18 protein-coding genes are annotated in these 20,607 nt (G+C 38.6%); 14 read left to right on the top strand and 4 right to left on the bottom strand.

Going from position 1 to position 20,607, the window contains the following annotated elements; translation table 11 throughout:
- Positions 1–28 precede the first annotated feature (28 nt).
- The 6 genes from EUBELI_RS13840 (at position 29) to EUBELI_RS00765 (ending at position 8,091) form a co-directional block, all read left to right on the top strand.
- Positions 29–2,401 (top strand): type I phosphomannose isomerase catalytic subunit, encoded by a 2,373-nt coding sequence (locus tag EUBELI_RS13840; protein ID WP_012738423.1) that lies wholly within the window; start codon positions 29–31, stop codon positions 2,399–2,401.
- 70 nt (positions 2,402–2,471) lie between these two features.
- Positions 2,472–3,218, top strand: a complete 747-nt coding sequence (locus tag EUBELI_RS00745) for a polyprenol monophosphomannose synthase (RefSeq protein ID WP_012738424.1) — start codon at positions 2,472–2,474, stop codon at positions 3,216–3,218.
- A 91-nt stretch (positions 3,219–3,309) separates the two neighbouring features.
- Positions 3,310–4,326: a UDP-glucose 4-epimerase GalE gene (gene galE, locus EUBELI_RS00750; RefSeq protein ID WP_012738425.1), complete on the top strand. Its 1,017-nt coding sequence runs from the start codon at positions 3,310–3,312 to the stop codon at positions 4,324–4,326.
- Positions 4,327–4,336: 10 nt separating this feature from the next.
- On the top strand, positions 4,337–5,689 hold the full coding sequence (gene glmM, locus EUBELI_RS00755; RefSeq protein ID WP_012738426.1) for a phosphoglucosamine mutase: 1,353 nt from the start codon (positions 4,337–4,339) through the stop codon (positions 5,687–5,689).
- Between the two features lie 366 nt (positions 5,690–6,055).
- Positions 6,056–6,487, top strand: a complete 432-nt coding sequence (locus EUBELI_RS00760) for a protease complex subunit PrcB family protein (RefSeq protein WP_012738427.1) — start codon at positions 6,056–6,058, stop codon at positions 6,485–6,487.
- A gap of 20 nt (positions 6,488–6,507) precedes the next feature.
- The gene (locus EUBELI_RS00765) at positions 6,508–8,091 is read left to right on the top strand and encodes a DUF3794 domain-containing protein (RefSeq protein ID WP_041687864.1); all 1,584 of its coding nucleotides are present in this window, start codon (positions 6,508–6,510) and stop codon (positions 8,089–8,091) included.
- Positions 8,092–8,141: 50 nt separating this feature from the next.
- Here EUBELI_RS00765 and EUBELI_RS00770 read toward each other — a convergent pair whose 3' ends face one another.
- Both EUBELI_RS00770 and EUBELI_RS00775 read right to left on the bottom strand, forming a co-directional pair.
- Complete coding sequence (locus EUBELI_RS00770) at positions 8,142–8,744, bottom strand: hypothetical protein (protein WP_012738429.1); 603 nt, start codon at positions 8,742–8,744, stop codon at positions 8,142–8,144.
- A gap of 66 nt (positions 8,745–8,810) precedes the next feature.
- Entirely contained in the window at positions 8,811–10,193 is a 1,383-nt protein-coding gene (locus tag EUBELI_RS00775; protein ID WP_012738430.1) for an MATE family efflux transporter, read from the bottom strand.
- 215 nt (positions 10,194–10,408) lie between these two features.
- Here EUBELI_RS00775 and EUBELI_RS00780 point away from each other — a divergent pair, with 215 nt between their 5' ends.
- The 7 genes from EUBELI_RS00780 (at position 10,409) to EUBELI_RS00815 (ending at position 16,646) form a co-directional block, all read left to right on the top strand.
- Positions 10,409–11,242, top strand: a complete 834-nt coding sequence (locus EUBELI_RS00780) for an AraC family transcriptional regulator (protein WP_012738432.1) — start codon at positions 10,409–10,411, stop codon at positions 11,240–11,242.
- Positions 11,243–11,332: 90 nt separating this feature from the next.
- Positions 11,333–12,199: a 4-(cytidine 5'-diphospho)-2-C-methyl-D-erythritol kinase gene (ispE, locus tag EUBELI_RS00785; protein ID WP_012738433.1), complete on the top strand. Its 867-nt coding sequence runs from the start codon at positions 11,333–11,335 to the stop codon at positions 12,197–12,199.
- Between the two features lie 52 nt (positions 12,200–12,251).
- A complete protein-coding gene (locus EUBELI_RS00790; RefSeq protein ID WP_012738434.1) occupies positions 12,252–12,920 on the top strand; it encodes a GntR family transcriptional regulator in 669 nt (222 codons plus the stop codon).
- A 124-nt stretch (positions 12,921–13,044) separates the two neighbouring features.
- Positions 13,045–13,680, top strand: a complete 636-nt coding sequence (spoIIR, locus tag EUBELI_RS00795) for a stage II sporulation protein R (protein ID WP_228003414.1) — start codon at positions 13,045–13,047, stop codon at positions 13,678–13,680.
- Positions 13,681–13,702: 22 nt separating this feature from the next.
- The gene (locus tag EUBELI_RS00800; protein ID WP_049777832.1) at positions 13,703–14,194 is read left to right on the top strand and encodes a DUF1934 domain-containing protein; all 492 of its coding nucleotides are present in this window, start codon (positions 13,703–13,705) and stop codon (positions 14,192–14,194) included.
- Between the two features lie 28 nt (positions 14,195–14,222).
- Positions 14,223–15,674, top strand: a complete 1,452-nt coding sequence (locus EUBELI_RS00805) for a nicotinate phosphoribosyltransferase (protein ID WP_041687865.1) — start codon at positions 14,223–14,225, stop codon at positions 15,672–15,674.
- A gap of 531 nt (positions 15,675–16,205) precedes the next feature.
- The gene (locus tag EUBELI_RS00815; RefSeq protein WP_012738439.1) at positions 16,206–16,646 is read left to right on the top strand and encodes a hypothetical protein; all 441 of its coding nucleotides are present in this window, start codon (positions 16,206–16,208) and stop codon (positions 16,644–16,646) included.
- Positions 16,647–17,304: 658 nt separating this feature from the next.
- Here EUBELI_RS00815 and EUBELI_RS00820 read toward each other — a convergent pair.
- Positions 17,305–18,042: a lysophospholipid acyltransferase family protein gene (locus EUBELI_RS00820; protein WP_012738440.1), complete on the bottom strand. Its 738-nt coding sequence runs from the start codon at positions 18,040–18,042 to the stop codon at positions 17,305–17,307.
- Positions 18,043–18,099: 57 nt separating this feature from the next.
- A complete protein-coding gene (locus EUBELI_RS00825) occupies positions 18,100–19,128 on the bottom strand; it encodes an FAD:protein FMN transferase (protein WP_012738441.1) in 1,029 nt (342 codons plus the stop codon).
- Positions 19,129–19,315: 187 nt separating this feature from the next.
- On the opposite strand from EUBELI_RS00825, the gene tig reads away from it, so the two are divergent.
- Positions 19,316–20,503 (top strand): trigger factor, encoded by a 1,188-nt coding sequence (gene tig, locus EUBELI_RS00830; RefSeq protein ID WP_041687867.1) that lies wholly within the window; start codon positions 19,316–19,318, stop codon positions 20,501–20,503.
- The last annotated feature ends 104 nt before the right edge of the window (positions 20,504–20,607 follow it).

Genomic DNA, 20,607 nt, shown 5'->3' on the forward strand with positions numbered 1-20,607 from the left:
TACATAACAGGATTAAGGAAGGAATGCTATGAAATGTGTAATTTTAGCCGGAGGTAGTGGTGATAGTTTATGGCCATTATCAAGAAGGCAGTTTCCAAAACAGTTTATGAAAATAAAAGAAGGCCGTTCCATATTACAGGAAACTGTAGTAAGGAATATGCCTTTCTGTGAGGAATTTATAATAGTTACCAATGAGAGCTATAAGAATATTGTTAATGGACAGATGAAGGCATTTCAGAGTCTTAAGTACAGAGTTATCCTTGAGGGTACACCCAAGGGAACAGGAGCAGCTGTATTGTTAGGGACTATGTTTGCCAACCCGTCAGAATTAGTTCTGGTTGTTAATTCGGACAACCTGATTGAGGGTGATGGTTATAAAGATTCAATAATTGAGGCTAAAGAATATGCAAAAGAAGGATATCTTGCTGTATTAGGCATTAAGCCGGAATCACAGTCATCCACTTATGGGTACATTCTCCGGGATAAAGAGAATGTTAAGAAGTTTATTGCAAGAATGGATTTCGATGAAGATGAGACAGAAGGTCTGCTTGGATATGATTATGATGAGGGATATCTGTGGAACAGTGGAATACTTGTATTCAGAGCAGGGGATATGACTAATGCTGCAAGACGCCTTGCATCAGAACTGTACACTACCTGTAAGACAGCTAAGAGAAAGGTGCCGGCAATCAGAAGGTCTGTCAGATTTTCGGAAACAGTTATGAAGTCTATGCCGCATGGCAGTATTGAAACACTTCTCCTTGAAAAATGTGATTCAATAAAAGTAGTTGAAGCACATTTTGAGTGGATGGATGTCGGCAATGCCAGCGATTTAGCTGAATTTGGAAACAATATCAAGTCAGAATGTGTTATCAAGAATGACTGCGATAATGTTAATATTATAAATAATGCACCAAAGAGGCTTGTTGTCGCCAATGATTTAAGAGATCTTGTAGTTGTTAATACAGATGATGCAACATATGTATCTTCTAAAAAGTCTGCTGATAATATTAAGCAGATTATGAAAGATAATATGGATACTTATGAAGCGTTTTTCGATTATAACAGGACTACTTATAAGGAATGGGGAATACAGGAGATACTTAATTATTCACAGGGATATAAAGTCAGGAAACTTACTGTTTTTCCAGGAATGTCAATGTCTCTTCACCGGCATGAAAAGAGAACTGAGCATTGGTCAATAGTTGAAGGTATTGCTACAATTACTCTTGGTAATGAAACTGCTGATTATAACAAATATGAAAGTGTGTTCATTCCAGTGGGAACGAAACACAGGATTGCTAATAAGACAGACAAGAATGTGGTAGTAATAGAGGTTGGTATTGGAGATAATATATCAGATACAGATCTTGTTAAGATATATAATAAGGATAATCCACAGGCATCTGCTAATTATGTAAGACTGGATAAGAGTCCTATTGCGAAGCTTGAACCTGCATTTAAGGATAATCTGTGGGGTGGAACCAAGATTCGTGATGTATATGGCAAGAAATGTGATTATGATGTCATCGGTGAGAGCTGGGAACTTTCAGCTCATCCTGATGGTCAGAGCCGTATAGCTGATGGAAGATATAAAGGAATGCTCTTTAATGAGTACCTTAATATTATAGGAAAAGAAGCATTAGGCTGGAAATGTCAGGCACAGGACAGATTCCCTATCCTTATAAAATTCATAGATGCAAAGCAGGCACTTTCTATACAGATTCATCCTGATGATGAATATGCTCTTGAGAATGAGAATGAATATGGAAAGAATGAGATGTGGTATGTAGTGGACAGTGAACCGGGATCATATCTGTACTGCGGGCTTTCAAGAGACGCATCTAAGGAAGAAATTCTTGAGAGAATTAATAATAATACAATCACAGACATACTTAATAAGATAGAGGTTAAAGCAGGCGATGTTGTTATGGTTAAGGCAGGAACAATCCATGCAATAGGCGCAGGTGTATTCATATGTGAGATACAGCAGAATTCTAACTGTACCTACCGTATGTATGATTATGACAGAAGGGACAAGTTCGGTAATCCGAGAGAACTTCATGTAAAGAAAGCACTTGATGTTGTTGATAACCATAAATATGTCAAGGACAATAAGACAGAAGTTGTTATTGCAAGAAATGAACATTTCACAGAAGAAAGACTTGTCCAGTGCAAATACTTTGAAGTATATAAGTATGATGTCAATGACGAAGCAAAGATTACTGTTGATGAGGCATCCTTTGTTTCTGTACTTTTCATTAACGGGTCAGGAACTATTGAAACTGATGATTATGAAAAGACTATGGAGTTTAAAGCAGGCGACAGTTTCTTTGTAAGTGCAGGCCTTCGTTCAATAATAGTTAAGGGACAGGCAACCATGGTTGTTACCAGAGTATAAAAAAATGTTTTACTTTGTCGTATATTGATGTATAATGACGAGAGAATTCTTTTTAAAGGAGAGTATAATAATGTTATCAGTAGTAATACCAACATTTAATGAAAGCAAGAACATCAGAAATCTTGTAGCACAGATTGATGTTGCTTTGAAGGGTGTTGATTATGAAATTGTCTTTGTTGATGACAGTAAGGACAATACACCTGATGTAATTACGGAAGTTGCTAAGGAATATCCACAGGTGAGAATGGAACACAGAAAGAATGGTACAGGATTAGCAACTGCTGTTCTCGATGGTTTTAAGCTTGCAAAGGGAGAATATATGGCATGTATGGATGCTGATTTACAGCACCCGCCAATCGTTCTTAAATATATGTATAAGGCTATGGAAAGTGGTGCAGATTTCTGTATACCTAGCCGACTTATTCCGGGTGGAGATGATGGCGGACTTAACTGGTACAGAAAGTTCGTATCTGGAACAGCAAGAAAGATAGGACAGGTTATGTTGCCTTGCCTTAGAAAGATATCAGATCCTACAAGCGGACTCTTTATGTTCAGAAGAGAAGTTATTGAGAATGCTGACCTTCAGCCAATCGGATGGAAAATTATGGTTGAGGTTCTTGCAATGGGTACATACAGCAAGGTTGTAGAAATCCCATATAAATTCCAGCAGAGAACAGAAGGTGAATCAAAGCTTTCAGGAAAGGTTACATTAGAGTACTTAAAGCAGCTTAAGAATCTCAGAAAGAGATACAATAAGAGCAACAGGTACGAGGTTGAAATATGGTCAACTGAGCGTATGATGAAAGGCGACAAATAATATCGTAACACAAGACATATAATAAGCCACAGAACGACATGTTATATGAAGTTTTGTGGCTATATTAGTATAGAACATAAAGGAGATAATAATGGCAATATTAGTTACAGGCGGAGCAGGCTTTATTGGAAGCCACACAGTAGTAGAACTTCAGAATGCGGGTTATGATGTTGTAGTAGTTGATAATCTTGTAAATTCAAGCAGAAAGTCTTTAGACAGAGTTGAGAAGATTACAGGAAAGAAAGCCACATTTTATGAGGCAGACATTAATGACGCTGCAGCATTAAATGAGATATTTGAGAAAGAAAGTATCGATAGTGTTATACATTTTGCAGGACTTAAGGCAGTAGGTGAGTCAGTAGCCAAGCCGCTTGAGTATTATATGAATAATATATCCGGTTCACTTACACTTTTTGATGTTATGAGAAATCATGGTGTTAAGAATATTATATTCTCATCTTCAGCTACAGTTTATGGAGATCCTGCATTTGTACCTATTACAGAGGAATGCCCTAAGGGTGAGATTACTAATCCTTATGGCAAGACTAAGGGAATGCTTGAGGAGATTCTTACAGATATCCAGAAGGCTGACCCGGAATGGAATGTAATTCTTTTAAGATACTTTAACCCAATTGGAGCACATGAGAGCGGAACAATAGGAGAGAATCCTAACGGAGTTCCTAATAATCTTATGCCATATATAACACAGGTTGCTGTTGGAAAGTTAAAGGAGCTTGGTGTATTTGGTAATGATTATGATACTCATGATGGAACAGGTGTAAGAGATTATATCCATGTGGTTGACCTTGCACTTGGACATGTTAAGGCTATAGAAAAGCTTAATGATAATCCGGGAATTGCAATATATAATCTTGGAACAGGCAATGGATATTCAGTGCTTGATATAGTAAAGAATTTTGAGGCTGCTACGGGAATACATATACCATATGTAATTAAGGCAAGAAGACCAGGTGATATCGCAACATGCTACTGTGACGCAGGTAAGGCAGAGAGAGAGCTTCACTGGAAAGCAGAGCGAGATTTAAAGACTATGTGTGCTGATTCATGGAGATGGCAGAAGAATAATCCTAACGGATATGATGATTAAGGAGTAGACAATGGGTAAGTATTTTGGAACTGACGGATTCAGAGGAGAAGCAAATGTAACTCTTACAGTTGACCATGCATTTAAGGTGGGAAGATTCTTAGGCTGGTATTATGGAAAGAATCATGAGGATGGTAAGGCAAAGATTGTTATTGGTAAGGATACAAGAAGAAGCAGTTATATGTTTGAGTATTCTTTAGTTGCCGGACTTACAGCTTCAGGAGCAAATGCATATCTTCTTCATGTTACAACTACACCAAGTGTTTCTTATGTAGCAAGAACAGAAGATTTTGATTGTGGAATTATGATATCTGCAAGCCATAATCCTTTCTACGATAACGGAATTAAGCTTATTAATGCCGCAGGTGAGAAGATGAAAGAGGATGTTATCGCTGAAATCGAGAAGTACCTTGATGGTGAGCTTGGAGAAATTCCATACGCAACACGAGAAAACATTGGATGTACAGTTGATTACACAGCAGGTCGTAACAGATATATGGGATATCTTATGAGTCTTGCAATTTATTCATTCAAAGGAATAAGAGTAGGTCTTGATGCTTCTAATGGTAGTGCATGGACACTTGCAAAAGCTGTATTTGACGCACTTGGAGCTAAGACATATGTTATAAATGCTGCTCCGGACGGAACTAATATTAATGCAAACTGCGGTTCTACACATATTGAAGGACTTCAGGATTTAGTAAGGAGAGAGCATCTTGATGTAGGATTTGCGTTTGACGGTGATGCTGACAGATGTCTGTGTGTAGATGAGAAGGGCGAGGTCATAACAGGTGACCATATTCTATATATCTATGGATGTTATATGAAGGATAGAGATAAGCTTGTCGGAAACAAGGTTGTAACAACAGTAATGTCTAACTTCGGACTTTACAAAGCATTTGATGCAGTAGGAATTGAGTACGAAAAGACTAAGGTTGGCGATAAGTATGTATATGAGTGTATGTCAGAGAACGGCTACCGTATAGGTGGAGAGCAGTCAGGACACATCATATTCTCTAAATATGCAACAACAGGTGATGGAATTATCACAGCCCTTAAGATGATGGAGGTTATGCTTGCAAAGAAGAAGACATTGTCAGAGCTTGCAGCACCACTTGTTATATATCCACAGGTTCTTAAGAATATCAGGGTTACAGATAAGACACAGGCACAGGACGACGCAGATGTTAAGGCTGCAGTTGAGGCAGTTGCCAATGCACTTGGCACAGATGGAAGAATACTCGTACGCGAAAGCGGAACAGAACCTGTTGTCCGTGTAATGGTTGAGGCAGGAAGCACAGAAGAGTGCGAGAAATATGTCGATCAGGTAATAGATGTCATTAAAAGTAAAGGGTATGCAGTGTAAGGTTAAAAAATCTTACTATCTATTATTTATGCTCATTCGGCATATGTATAACCAGCTCCCAGTGTCTGTCTGTGGCTTACGCTTGAATTATGACGAGCTGTGTAAGAGTTAATGCCGCTATATACATAAGTTCAGTGTGTGAAAGCTCGTTCAAACGAAGTGCGTTTGCTTTCGCACACTGTAATAAACTTTGTAGATAGCGGCATTTACTCATACTAAGCGCAGGAATACTGAAAGTGTAAGCCATAGACGGACACTGGGAGCGTGCGTGTTCATATGGTGAGTGAACACAAATCAAAACTTTATATGAATATTTTAAGTACCTCCACATAAGATTAATTAGGTCTTATTGTGGGGGTGTTTTTTATGTGTGGGAAATTATGGGGAAAAGTTGTGACTGTTGTGTTGGCATTGCTGATAATTATGCCTGCGTGTGCAATGACAGGGTGTTCTGGCAGCAAAGAGCCAGATAATAAGACCAGTGTTGATTATACAGTGGTTGAAAATGCAGACCTGCCGGAAGAGCTTAAGAAGCTTATTGAAAGCAAAAAAGATAAAGTGATGAGGCTTACATACACGACTAAGGATTATACATATGTTGTGGCCGGTTATGGAACAAGGGAAACAAGTGGATATTCAATTAAGGTAAATGATGTATACACAGGAGATAATGCACTATACATTGATCTTAATCTGATAGGTCCGGCAGCGGGGGAAGCTGTAAATGAGGTTGAGACATATCCGGTAATAGTGCTTAAGATGGAAAGACGTGAAGAAAGCGTTGTTTTTAAAATGTAGAATGTATAGGAGGTCAGTCTGTGAGACTCAGAACAGAAAATATTCATGAATACCGTTTGAAATGTAATACAGTGGCACAGATTACGCTTGATGATGATTTTAATGTGCCGGACACAAAAGATGATATTGAACTTATAGTGAAAGAATGGGGAAATGTCCAGACCGACAGTGTAAAGGTAAATAAGGATAAAGCTACAGTTGATGGTGAATTAAAATTTTCACTTCTTTATATAGGTGCATCATCTGACTCAGAAAGAATGCAGCCGGTAAAAATGACAGGGAAAATGAGTTTTTCTGAAAATGTCAATCTTTCGGGTGACTGTACAGGTGATTATGTTACATGTCAGGCATCAATAGAAGATCTTAGTATTAAAGCAATTAATTCAAGAAAAATAAGTGTTAAGGCGATAGTTACCCTTAAACTTATATGCGAGAGTCTGCAGGATATACAGATGATAACGGGTGTGGATGAGACGGAGAATACGGACATCCAGCAGTTAAAGGAAGAATTGGAATTTGTGCAGCTTGCAGTTAATCAGCGTGATAATTTCAGAATAAGAGAAAATGTATCACTTCCGGCAGGAAAACCAGAGATACAGGAAATAATCTGGGATGATGTAGATGTAAGGAATCTGAATACAAGGCTTGCAGATGATGGACTTAAGCTTGCTGGTGATTTAGATATATTTGTAATGTATATAGGAAATGGAGAAACAGGAAATGTGCAATGGTACGAGACAACAGCATCATTTGAAGGAAGTCTGGATATAAGTGGCTGCAATGCAGATATGATTCCATATGTTAATTTTCAGATAATTGGAAAGACAGTTGAGGAGCGGCCCGACTTAGATGGTGAAAACCGCGATATTGCAGTTGAAGTGGTTCTTGATATGGATGTAAAAGCATATGAGGAGCGTAAGAAGGATGTTATAGCAGATATATACTCGCCTTCATATGATATGGAAATAGAGAATGCAGATACACAGCTGCGTTGCCTTGTTGTACGAAATAATGTATCAAGCCGTGTTTCAGGTAATCTCCAGCTTGAGAATTATGCTGACCTTATGCAGATATGTAACTGTACAGCTACGGTGCAGCTTGACGATGTGACATATAAAGAAGGAGAGCTGGTTGCGGAAGGTGTTGTAAGTGCAAATGTATTTTACATAACTTCAAGTGACAGTCAGCCGCTTGGCAGTGTGCATACAATCATTCCGTTTGCAGGTACAGTTAAGATTGATGGTGTCAGTAATGATTCACTTGAATACAACATAAAGCCGTCAGTACAGCAGCTTTCAGCCACAATAAACAGTGCTGGTGTAATAGAGGTTAAATCATCAGTTTCACTGGATGTAATTGTTTTTAGAAACTTTGAGTATAGTGGCATAAAAAGTGCTTATATGTCAGAGGAAAAATGTGATCTGTCAAAGATGCCGTCAATGACCGGGTATATTGCTGATGGCACTAAAACATTATGGGATGTATCTAAGATGTATCATACAACAGCAGATTCAATAAAGGCAAGTAATCCTAAATGTGCTGATGGACTGTCAGAGTCTGTGATTATACCACGGGGTACCAAGCTTCTTCTAGTGAAGGCTTAGACATAAAAAGAGGTACAGTCTGTAAAGTCTGTACCTCTGAAAATGTCTGATTATGAATTCTTACCGGCAAAGTAATCGTCGAATTTCTTAAGAACAGCATCTCTTGTGTTCTGGGAAATATCAGGGAGTTCCTTGCCCCATGTTTTAGTGGCTTCTTTAAAACCTTTTTCAAATGCTTCTTTCATCTTAGTCATCTTTTCTTCATCATCACCTGCGAGTGCCTGTGCAAATGAGAAGATCCTTTCAGATGTCTGTTTAACACCCCAGTAACCGTTTTCAGAAATATCTTCCTTAGCCTGTGCAATAGTGTCAGCGTCTGCTGTGAAGTTACCGCCTGCAAGTGCTTTCCACATATCAACAGCAGTTCCAATAGTTATTCCCTGTTTAGAGAACATCTTAGTAACGAGGCTTTGCATCTGAGCCATGCGTGTTTCCTGGTCAGCCTTTAACTGTGCAACAATAGAAGCGTTAGAAGCTTTCTTATTAACAGTTGCTACTAAACCTTCAGACTGTGAAGCATGCTCATAAGTTGCTGCTACATCAGAATAAGCTGTAGTCTTTGAAATCTCTTTAGTTGAAACCTTTTTATCAGAACCTGAAACAGTATTTGTTTCGTAAGCCTGATAATTTGAATTAACTCCGTTTAATGACATGATATCCCTCCTTGGACTTTTATTGTAGTATTTCTATAGTGTATATCGGTAAATGTATTTCTTTAATTAACCTTCTGTTTTTTCAATTTTTATAGTAGATTTCTTCCATATTCCTGTCCAATAGAGACCATAAAGTATGGCAGCAGAAGTTCCATTACTGATAACAACAGCGTACCATACAGATTCAACCCCCATATTAAGCACATTGGCACATACCCAGAGGGTTAGCAGACGGAATATCCAGATTCTTGAAGCGTCGACAATCATGGTTATCATGGTGTGACCGCTTCCTTGAAAAAGTCCCTGGGTGACATTGTAAAATGCGTTGCTCCAGCACCAGAATGCCATAAGTGATAGGAAATCTGTTGCCAGCGGAATAACTCTTTCATCAGTTGAGAAAAATGTTACCATAGTCTGCGATATAAATCTTCTTGACAGAATCAAACCAAAGAATAACAGAAACAGTGCACCCATACGGAGTGCGTAATGGTAAGCTTTGTCTGCTCTGTCTTTCTGTCTGGCACCAATATTTTGCCCTACGATAGTTGATATGGCAGAGCCGATACCATTTGCAGGCATTGTAATGATGCTGTTTATTTTGTTTCCGATACCATAAGCGCTTGTTGCAATAAATCCGTAAGCATTAACATTTTTAGTCATAAGAAGGAAACCAAGCTGCATAGTGCTTCCTCCGATTGCGGTAGGAAGTCCGATTTTTACAATCGAACCCATCTTGCTTTTATCAAACTTAAATCCCCTGAAATCAATTCTGATAAGCTGTCCTGGTCTTGTAAGTACAATAAGTGCAATAACTGCACATGGAATTTTGGCAATGAGAGTTGCAAGGGCAGCACCACCGATACCCCATTTGAAAACCATAAGGAATAACGGGTCTAATATAAGATTAATAACAACGCCAAACATATTAAGAAGCATTGGTTTTACTGTGTCGCCCTGAGACTGTTTGACTGATGTGAAAAGGTTAATGGTAAACAGAAAAGGCAGATCAAGTACTACAATTCTTATGTATGTAAGTCCGTATTTATATATACTTCCTTCAGCACCGAGCCATTTCACAAGTCCCGGAGAGACAAGCCAGCATATAAGTGCGCATAATACTGAAAATGCAAGTGAAGTAAGGCAGATGTGGTTAGCCATTGAATTAGCCTGTTCATCCTCTCTTGCACCGAGGTACTGTGATATAAGAATTGCACCTGCAGTTGTTATGCCGTTACCGAAATTAATCAGGATATTCTGGAAAGGTGAAACAAGCGTGATAGCCGACTGGTTCTCAGTACCTATTCTTCCAAGCCAGAAAGTATCTGTAAGATTGTACATTGACTGGATAAAACTATTGATCATAACAGGAATTGCAAGCATGAGAATTGCATGAAAGAGATTACCATTAAGAATCATATTTCTTTTATCTTCACTTATTGGTTTTGCCATGATAAGCCCCCTTATCTTAATAAACGTGTTGAAAATGCTTCTTTAATACAGAAAAATAATTAAAATACTGATTTTTTGTTGACATTTCAAAGTCTTTTATACATAATATAAGCATAAAAAACAGTGATTTCTACAATTAAACGAAAAAATATTGCTAATAATACAGAAAAATTACTATAATAGACGCAAATGTATTTGAGATAAGGAGAGATTATATGTTCCAGGATATGTCGAAGGATTTTGATATTAAGAGGATAAAAAGAAGTAATACCAGTTGTAGTACAGGGGTAGGGGCACATGTGCATCCGTTTAATGAGATATTTTATCTTTCGAGCGGAGAGTGCACAAGTTTTATTGACCACAACATTTATAAGTTCGGAAAGGGCGATCTTGTGATTGTTCCAAGTGGATGTCTTCACAGGACAACTTATAATGGAAAAGGAATGCATGAAAGAATTGTTATAAGCTTTAGAAATGAAGCAACTGAATGGATTCAGAACCAGACTGGTAAAGAACTTATGGAAAACTGCATGAAGCCGGGAGTTGTTAATATTCCTGAGAAGAGAAGGGATTATGTTGTTGCCCTGCTTGATAAGCTGATATTTGAAAATGATTCTCCTGATGAGCTGTCACCTGCATTTATAAAGGTTGGGCTAATTGAACTTCTGCTGTTTATTATTCGCTGTAAGAATTATGAGGAAAATGTTATTAAGGAAATAGATGTGGATAACAGGATTATTCAGGAAGTTGCCACATATATATATGAACATTATGCAGATAATCTGTCTTTAGAGTATGTTGCAGATAAATTTAATCTTAGCAGGTCATATCTTTCAAAGAAATTTAAGACAGCAACCGGATTTGGATTTAAGGAGTACATTATTAATGTAAGAATACAGAACGCCTGTAATCTGCTGCTTGAAACAAACAAATCAATTACTGATATTGCATTTGAATGTGGCTTTAATGACAGTAATTATTTTGGAGATGCTTTCAGGAAGGCAAAGGGGATATCTCCACATAAATACCGTAAGAATGAAACTTTTTAAAGGTGCATTTTAAATATTGTACTTGATTTCATACAATATCTTTAATATAATAGTTTTAAAATGGATTTTGTATACAAGGTTAGGTAATATATGGAAAGTATCAGATTAAAGGCAAGAGCCAAGATTAATCTTGGACTTGATGTTATTGGAAGACGCGAGAACGGATATCATGATGTAAGAATGGTAATGCAGACTGTTGGTTTGTATGACCGTATTATAATGACAAGGATTCCGGAGGAAGAGATAAGAATTAAGACTAATATAGGATTTCTACCTGTGAATGAGAATAATCTTGTTTATAAGGCAATTATGCTTATGAAGAATAAGTATAAGCTGGATGGTGGAATTGAGGTTGATCTTAATAAATTCATTCCGGTTGCGGCAGGAATGGCTGGAGGTTCAAGTGATGCGGCATGTGCATTATTTGGAATGAACAGGCTTTTCGAACTTAATGTTCCAATGAGAGAGCTTATGAAGCTTGGTGTTGAGATTGGGGCAGATGTTCCATACTGTCTTATGAGAGGAACAGCATTAGCTGAAGGAATTGGAGAGAAGCTTACAAGGCTTCCGGATATGCCATTTTGTCATATTCTTATAGCAAAGCCTCCGGTAAATGTATCAACTAAGCTTGTGTATGAGAAACTGGATAACACAGATGTTAAGTTGCATCCAGATATAGATGGAATAATTGAGGCTATTAAGTTAAAGGATGTTGCACTTGTTGCTTCAAGAATGGGAAATGTTTTAGAGTCAGTTACAATTCCGTTGTATCCTGTCATTGACAGCATTAAGAAAGATATGATAGAACATGGTGCAATTAATGCTATGATGAGTGGCAGTGGACCGACAGTTTTTGGAATATTTCCAGATGAACAATCAATGATAGCCTGTCAGCAGTTCTTAAGACAGAAGGGCGAGGCAAGGCAGGTGTATACAACGGAAACATTTACACCATAATATATGTGGAAATAATACACATTCAGAGTAATAGAGAAAGGCAAGGTTTTATATGAAAGGTGAACTTAAGATGGATGTTAATGACTATCTCCCATTAAGAGATGTGGTTTTTAATACTTTAAGACAGGCAATTCTCCGTGGTGAGATGGAGCCAGGTGAAAGGCTTATGGAAATTCAACTCGCCGATAAGCTTGGAGTGAGCAGAACTCCTATAAGAGAGGCAATCAGAAAGCTTGAGCTGGAGGGTCTTGTTATAATGATTCCAAGAAAGGGAGCAGAGGTTGCCCATATAACCGAGAAGGACATGAGAGATGTCCTTGAGGTAAGAGCGGCACTTGAGGAGCTTGCAGCAACACTTGCATGCCGCAATGTTACTCCAGAGCGAATCGAAGAGCTTAAGATGGCAAATAAGAGATTCGAGGCAGCAATTATATCTAAGGATGTGGTTGCAATTGTAGATGCTGATGTGAATTTCCATGATATTATATATGCAATGACAGATAATCAGAGACTTATTCAGATCATTAATAACTTAAGAGAGCAGATGTACAGATACAGACTGGAATATGTTAAGGATGCAAGAGCACATTCTATTCTTATCAGCGAACATAATGACATCATTGATAAGCTTTCTAAGAAAGATGAAGAAAATACTAAGATTGTCATAAGACAGCATATTACTAATCAGGAAAAGGGTATTATCAGACTTCTTAACAAATAATCTTTAGATTACACGGAGGCTGGCTGTATATGCCAGCCTTTGTTAGTTTGTAAATTCCTGTTTATTATGGAAATATATGGATATAATCCCAGATATGAAGATATATCAGGGGGGTAAATATCATATGAACATTAAAAAGAAACTTGGAATTCTGCTTATTGTTATAATAGCTGTCAGTGGACTGGTTGGTTATTACAGAGTGTCTTATGCAGGAAATTTAGAGGCAGTTACAGAAGGCATATCTGAGAGTATTATAAGATTCCATGTGAGGGCCAACAGTGATTCTCAGGAAGACCAGGAGGTTAAGCTTAAGGTTAAGGAAGCAGTAGTTGATTACATAAGACCGGCTCTTTCAGAGTCAGATTCTCTTTCAGAGTCAAGAACTATATTAGAGGCAGAAGGTGATAATATCAGAAATGTTGCTATTAAAACCTTGCGGGATAATGGATTTATGGAAGATGTAAGCGTGTATTTTGAGAAAAGTTATTTTCCGGTTAAATCATACGGTGATGTAACATTTCCAGCAGGATACTATGAGGCTTTCAGGGTTGATATAGGTGATGCAGAGGGAAAGAACTGGTGGTGTGTGCTGTATCCGCCATTATGTTTTGTAGATGCGGTGTATGGCGTAGTTCCAGAGGATTCTAAGGAAAAGCTTGCAGGAGTTCTTACAGACGAAGAATATAAGACAGTAACTGACAGGGGCTGTAAAGTCAGATTTAAATATTTAACATTTATAAATGAACTGCTTGGGTTATAAGCAGTCAGTGGAGGAAAGTCGATTGAATAATAAGGATAAGGTCTTTATTAAGATTAAAGGATTATATACGGGAACAATGGACGAGGAAGCCTCGTGTGAAGGTGAAGAGGTTGAAGTAATTGAGTCACAGGACGATGAGGTTGAAGTCATAAATGTTGGCACATACTCAGTTGTCAACGGCAAGGAATATATACGGTATGAGGAAGTGTATGATGATTCACAGGAACGGTCAAGCAGCATAATCAAGATTGATGGTGACAGCGTAGAGGTGACAAAGAAAGGTGTTGTTTCTACGAAGATGAGGTTTACCATGGGCAGTAAAAATATGACTTATTACCAGACACCTTATGGAAATATGAGTCTGGGGATTATAACGAAAAGTCTTGAAATTGAACGAACTGAGGATACAATAAGTATATATCTTGTGTATGGAATGGAAGTGAATTGTGAACATCTTTCAGATTGTGATATGCAGATAACAATAACAACCAGAGAACTTAGAATTGATGAATAGTACATTTTTCTTTGAAAAAGGAGTAGTTATGAAGAAACAGTTTGATGAGAGAAATCTTACAATGGTAATGGATTTTTATGAACTTACAATGGCTAATGGTTATTTTAAGGATGAGGACAAGGAAAGAAAGGTTGCATTTGATGTGTTCTACAGAAAGAATCCTGATAATGCCGGATATGCTATATTTGCAGGTCTTGAACAGATTATTGAATATATAGAGAATCTGCATTTTGATGAAGATGATATTGAATACTTAAGAGGTCAGGGGCTTTTTGGGGAAGAATTCCTTGCATACCTTGCTGATTTTAAGTTCAGGGGAGATATTTATTCATTCCCGGAAGGAACTATTATGTATCCTAATGAACCTGTAATTACTGTTGTTGCACCATTACTTGATGCACAGCTTGTTGAGACTGCAATTCTTCTTCAGGTTAACCACCAGTCACTTATTGCAACTAAGACAAGAAGAATCGTGCGTTCAGCTAAGGGACGTGCTGTATCAGATTTCGGCGCGAGACGTGCACATAACATGGATGCAGCAGTATATGGTGCAAGGGCAGCTTATATAGGTGGTGCGGTTGGAACAGCTACTGTTCTTGCCGGTCAGATGTTTAATATTCCAATCAGTGGAACAATGGCACACAGCTGGGTAATGTTCTATCGTGATGAATTTGAAGCATTTAAGCATTATGCAGAGAATTACCCGGATGCAACTGTGCTTCTTGTAGATACTTATGATGTTGTTAAATCAGGTATTCCTAATGCCATCAGATGTGCAAAGGAAGTGCTTGAGCCAATGGGCAAGCGTCTTAAGGGCATCCGTCTTGACAGTGGTGACCTTGCATACCTATCTAAGAAGGTAAGAAAAATGCTTGATGATGCGGGGCTTACTGACTGCAAGATAGTTGTTTCCAACAGTCTTGATGAATGGACTATTATGTCAATCTTAGAGCAGGGCGGCTGCATTGACAGCTTTGGTGTAGGTGAGAGACTTATAACAGCAAAGTCTGATCCTGTATTTGGAGCTGTGTACAAGATTGCAGCAGTAGAGGAGAATGGAGTATTCCAGCCAAGAATTAAGATTTCTGAAAATGTTGAGAAGATAACGAACCCGGGACTTAAGAAGGTTTACAGAATATATGACGAGAATAAAAAGGCAATAGCAGACCTTATAGCAGGTGCTGATGAGGTTGTTGACCTTTCAAAGCCTTACCGCTATGTAGACCCTGTAAAGCCTTGGAAGAACAGATACTTTGAAAACTGCACAGCAGTAGAGTTACAGCAGCTTGTTGTAAAGAACGGCAAGCGTGTAATGGACAGAGTATCTATTGATGAGATTAAGAAGTATGTTCAGGATCAGCTCACTGATAATATATGGGAAGAAGAGCAGAGATTTGAGAATCCTCATAACCATTATCTTGACATGAGCCCGGCATATTATGATATGAAGATGTCACTTCTTCATAAGTTGACAGACTAGGGGAGAAGTGGCAGACGGACGGGCGCATAGTGTGTATATGTTGCATCGTAAGACACGCTTCCGCTCGTGGAAAGGCGTAGCGGTACTAGGCGCACTGCCTCACTTCGTGAGGTGCGTTTGCCAAGTGCCGACGTCTTTCCAACGGTCTTACGCTACAGCATATGCACACCCTGCCCCCTTATACTGTCACTTCCCCTGTCCGCCTTTGGCGGAGGTGGGGCTGGCGAGAGAGATTTCCGCAGAGAGCGATGGTGCCAAAGGCACCAAGCAAGAGTTTGTGGGGAGGTGGTCGGAGTGTGTGGGTATATGTTATTTTCAGACCGTTGGAAGTGCGTCGGCACTTAGTGAACACACCTCACGAAGTGAGGCAGTGAACTTAGTGTCCGCTACGCACTTTCACGAGCGGGAGCGTGTCTGGAAATGACATATACCCATATACTCCGACCCAAGTCCAACACAAAACACTTGCAATTACTGATTGTTTTGATATAATTGACTAGTATATGAAAAGTTAACGAAGGAGTAGTAAATATGCCAGTTTGGAGTATTGTTTTATTGATAGTTATTGCTGTACTTATAGCAGCACTTGTTGCACTTACTATTGTGGGTAGAAAGCTTCAGAAGAAGCAGGAAGCTAATAATGCACAGTTAGAGGCTGCAAAGCAGGTTATGTCGATGCTTGTCATTGATAAGAAGATGATGAAATTAAAAGATGCCGGACTTCCTAAGATGGTCTTAGATCAGACACCTAAGGCTCTCAGAGGTCGTAAGATGCCAATCGTTAAGGCAAAGATTGGACCAAGAGTTATGTCACTTATGTGTGATCCTAAGGTATATGACCAGATTCCAATCAAGGCAGAAGTCAAGGCAGAAGTAAGTGGTATCTACATTGTAGGTATCAAGTCTGTAAGAGGCGGAAAGATTGTAGTTCCTGAAAAGAAAAAGAAGGGACTTTTTAAGAAGAATAAGTAAGAACGAGAGACTACATTAGCGGCTATGCTGGTGTGGTCTTTTTTCTGCCATGAAGGTAGGGCGTGGATGTGTATATATGCCGCTTTTGGACGCGTTTTCACTCGGACGAATGCGTAGCGGGTACTAAGCGCACTTCCTCACGCTGTGAGGTGCGTTTGCCAAGTACCGACGCATTCTTACGGTCCAAAACCGGCATATATACACATCCACGCCCATCTTTCCGGTAGAAAAACGCTTATTTACGGCATTGCCGGTAATGACGCTGTCTGTGTTCAGTGTAGTTTTGCAATGAAAATTGGGAATTACGGATGAAATGACTGATTTTATATGATTTAGTAGGCTTTTGCCAATAAGTAAGCAAAAAGACAGCGTGAAAAAAGGGCTGTACCGCAACGGCAAAAAATGTTGCGGCACAGCCAACCCCAGCAAGCAAGGTTTCCCAAAGGGAAACCAAAGCGAATTGTAAGTTTGTGTGAAGTGTAAGGTCATGAGGCGGAAGTATGTGACAGCTTCGGACCGTAAGAATGCGTCGGTACTAAGCGCACTTTCTCACAAAGTGAGAAAGTGCGCTTAGTACACGCTACGCATTCGTCCGAGCGGGAGCGCGTCCGAAGCTGGCATATACTTTCGCCTCATGACCGTCCCCTCTCACACAAACCTACACAAGCGCCTTATTTTCCTCGTACATCTTCTCAATAAGATCCTGCACATCTTTAGCAAGAGTCTTTTTCTGCTCGCGATCCATGCTGGCGACATCGATTGGTTTGCCGAATTCAAGGACAGTGTGAGTCTTTTTAAAGAATGGAAGGTGGTCTTCTAATGCAGCAGCTGTGTTGTTCTGTACCATAGGAATAATCTTGCAGCCTGATTTTTCAGCAAGCTTAAAGCTTCCTGCATGGAAAGGGAGAACACCATCAATGCTTTTATTTCTTGTTCCTTCAGGGAATATAACAATTGAAGTTCCAGCTTTCAAGTAATCAATGCCGGTAAGGATAGTCTTTAAACCTTCTTTCATATTTTTTCTGTCAAGGAAGAGACAGTAAAGATATCTCATCCATATATTAAGAAGAGGGACTTTTTCAATCTCTTTCTTGGCAACAAAGCCAGTTCTGGGCTTCATGTATGTGTAAGAAATAATTGTGTCAAAGAAACCATGATGATTGCCTACAAAAAGTACAGCTTCTTTGTCTTTAGGGAGATTTTCAAGTCCTTTTACGGTTGTTGTAACACCAGACAGAAAAAGAACAACCTTAAAAACACCCTGTACAAAGCGGAGACTTCCGCGATCCTTAGCATCCTGATTGAACTTGCCAATAAGCCAGAATATAGGAAGCATTATAAGGCTGGCAAAGAATATTATTATTGCAAATATAACGATTAATATGAGTCTTATCATTGTATGTTCTCCATTTCATTTTTTGATATTAAGTTAAGCCTGGTACCGCGAGATATCTCAGCTCTTTACATAGGCCTTTGCTCCACTGGAATAGTGAATTTCACCTTCATTAGTCACAAATATAGCTTCAATTCCATCAAGGCTTTCAATAAGCTTCATACCGTCTTCAAGCCCGAGGCAGAAGCAGGTTGTACTTAAGCAGTCTCCGGTGAGCGAATCCTTTGATAAAATAGTGACATCGGACAGGTCATTGTCATAAGAATAGCCTGTGGCCGGGTTAAGTATATGATGGTAAAATGTGCCGTCGTCAGCATAGAAATACCGCTCATAGTTGCCAGATGATACAACAGAGGAATCATCAACAGAAAGAGCAACCAGCACTTCATTATTGGCTGCAAATGGCTTCCTTACGCCAATTCCGAAGTTATCTGTGTTAGTTTTCTTACCAATACATAAAACATTGCCACCAAGATTGATTATAGCATGTTTTACACCATTTTCTTCAAGAAAATCTTTGATTTTGTCAGCAATATAGCCCTTAGCAACAGCTCCGAGGTCAAGGATGACATCATCGGGTTTACTTATGGAATAAGTACCATCACCGTTATCGGACACACTGACCCTGGTGTAATCGACATGTGTCAAAGCTTCGGCAATCCGTCCGCTGTCAGGAACTTTTGGCGATTCTGCAGTGAAGTCCCACAGACTTGAAACGCTTCCTATTGTTATGTCAAATGCTCCATTACTCAAAGCAGCATATTCAAGTCCGGCGCTGATTAATTCATACAGTTCCTTAGATATGTCAGTTGTCTGGTTAGAATTAACCCTTGATAATTCGCTGTCTTCTTTAGTTCTTGAAAAAATGTTTTCATAGTAGTCACACAGATTGAGAGCCTCATTAAGAGTTTTTTTCGGAATACCTGAGTAAGAGTCAATCTGCACAAATGTGTTTAACTTAAAGCCGTTCACAGACTCCGGGGTAGTCAGAGTAACCGCAGGCTTCTGACATGCTGTGAGCAGAAAACCAAGAATCAGAATGACAAGAATTACATACGAAAAATATGTGATTTTATTAAGTTTTTTCATAGAATAATTACCATTGTTAAACGGTATCCTCCCAAATGTTTTAGTACATTGAGATTATAACAGTTTAATGCTGTATAAAAAAGTGAAATTAGTGTGAAATTACTTTTATTTTTATCGTAAATGTGCTATAAATATAAGGCTTGCTGTTAAGCAGCTAATGTTTATGTATATAGAAACGAGGAAGTATATGAAAAAGAAATTATTCAGTGTGTTACTTGTTGGTGCACTTGCAGCATCTTTAGTAGCATGTGATTCAAAAAAGAAGGAAGTTGATAAGACACCTTCGACAGTCAACACAGAGATAAATGCAGATGAATATGCTGCAACAATTACAGATAATGCTGGTATATATAAGACATTTGTATCACTTTCAGATTGGAAAGGAATGTCAGTAGACCTGGCAGAATCTGATTATAAAGTAACTGATTCAGATGTTGAGGATTATATACAGAGCCTTCTGGAGGCAACTGCAACTACAGATGCCCAGACAACAGGTACTACAAAGTCAGGTGATACAATTAAGCTTGATTATAGCGGAAAGCTTGACGGAACAGCATTTTCAGGTGGAACAGCAACAGATGCTTCTTACACAATTGGTTCAGGTAAATTTATCGATGATCTTGATAAAGGACTTGTTGGACTTACAGTTGGTGTAGAGACAGATATTCCATGTACATTCCCTGAAAGCTACCAGAATTCAGACCTTGCCGGAAAGCAGGTCGTATTTACAGTAACTGTAAAGGAAATTGATGTAACAGTTGTTCCGGAGCTTAATGATGAATGGGTAACAGCTAATGCATCAAAATTAGGTGTTTCGGATGCTGAACTTACAAATGTTGAGGATTTAAGAGCATATGTTAAGAATTACCTTGAAACACAGGCAGCGTCTAACAGATCAAGTACAGTATTTGAGACTGCTTATTCACAGATGTCAGATGGTCTTGATGTTTCAGAATATCCAAGCGAAGAGCTTGCAGACCTTTTGAAAACACTTAATAATAATGTTGATTCAGAGTATCAGTCATACAGTTCATCATATTCATCAAAGGAAGATTATCTTAAGAGTGCATATAATTTTGATTCTCTGGATGCATTTAACGAATATGCAGACAATTATGCAAAGCAATATCTTTTACAGAAAATGATTATTACAATGATTGCTGCTGATAATAATATTACAGTTAGTGCGGATGATATTAATTCAACAGGTGAAGAACTTGCTTCTTATTATGGATATAATGATTATCAGGAAATTCTTGATACCTATGGAAAGACAATGAATGCAGAGATAGGATATCAGGTACTTTATCAGAAGGTTGTTGAGTTTGTATGTGATAATGTAACAATTAATGATACATCTTCAACAGAACAGTAATCGTGACTAATTAAATATTAATATGATTGACAGGACTAGGGTTGCACAGCTATTAATGGGTGTGCAGCCTTATTTATTCTTATTATTTCCGCATTAAAACGGGA

This window comes from [Eubacterium] eligens ATCC 27750 (genome assembly GCF_000146185.1).
Taxonomy (GTDB): Bacteria; Bacillota; Clostridia; order Lachnospirales; family Lachnospiraceae; genus Lachnospira; species Lachnospira eligens.

Coding starts and splice junctions, on each gene's coding strand:
- EUBELI_RS13840 (WP_012738423.1), top strand. CDS start 29: ATGAAATGTGTAATTTTAGCCGGAGGTAGTGGTGATAGTTTATGGCCA.
- EUBELI_RS00745 (WP_012738424.1), top strand. CDS start 2,472: ATGTTATCAGTAGTAATACCAACATTTAATGAAAGCAAGAACATCAGA.
- galE (WP_012738425.1), top strand. CDS start 3,310: ATGGCAATATTAGTTACAGGCGGAGCAGGCTTTATTGGAAGCCACACA.
- glmM (WP_012738426.1), top strand. CDS start 4,337: ATGGGTAAGTATTTTGGAACTGACGGATTCAGAGGAGAAGCAAATGTA.
- EUBELI_RS00760 (WP_012738427.1), top strand. CDS start 6,056: ATGTGTGGGAAATTATGGGGAAAAGTTGTGACTGTTGTGTTGGCATTG.
- EUBELI_RS00770 (WP_012738429.1), bottom strand. CDS start 8,744: ATGTCATTAAACGGAGTTAATTCAAATTATCAGGCTTACGAAACAAAT.
- EUBELI_RS00775 (WP_012738430.1), bottom strand. CDS start 10,193: ATGGCAAAACCAATAAGTGAAGATAAAAGAAATATGATTCTTAATGGT.
- EUBELI_RS00780 (WP_012738432.1), top strand. CDS start 10,409: ATGTTCCAGGATATGTCGAAGGATTTTGATATTAAGAGGATAAAAAGA.
- ispE (WP_012738433.1), top strand. CDS start 11,333: ATGGAAAGTATCAGATTAAAGGCAAGAGCCAAGATTAATCTTGGACTT.
- EUBELI_RS00790 (WP_012738434.1), top strand. CDS start 12,252: ATGAAAGGTGAACTTAAGATGGATGTTAATGACTATCTCCCATTAAGA.
- spoIIR (WP_228003414.1), top strand. CDS start 13,045: ATGAACATTAAAAAGAAACTTGGAATTCTGCTTATTGTTATAATAGCT.
- EUBELI_RS00805 (WP_041687865.1), top strand. CDS start 14,223: ATGAAGAAACAGTTTGATGAGAGAAATCTTACAATGGTAATGGATTTT.
- EUBELI_RS00815 (WP_012738439.1), top strand. CDS start 16,206: ATGCCAGTTTGGAGTATTGTTTTATTGATAGTTATTGCTGTACTTATA.
- EUBELI_RS00820 (WP_012738440.1), bottom strand. CDS start 18,042: ATGATAAGACTCATATTAATCGTTATATTTGCAATAATAATATTCTTT.
- EUBELI_RS00825 (WP_012738441.1), bottom strand. CDS start 19,128: ATGAAAAAACTTAATAAAATCACATATTTTTCGTATGTAATTCTTGTC.
- tig (WP_041687867.1), top strand. CDS start 19,316: ATGAAAAAGAAATTATTCAGTGTGTTACTTGTTGGTGCACTTGCAGCA.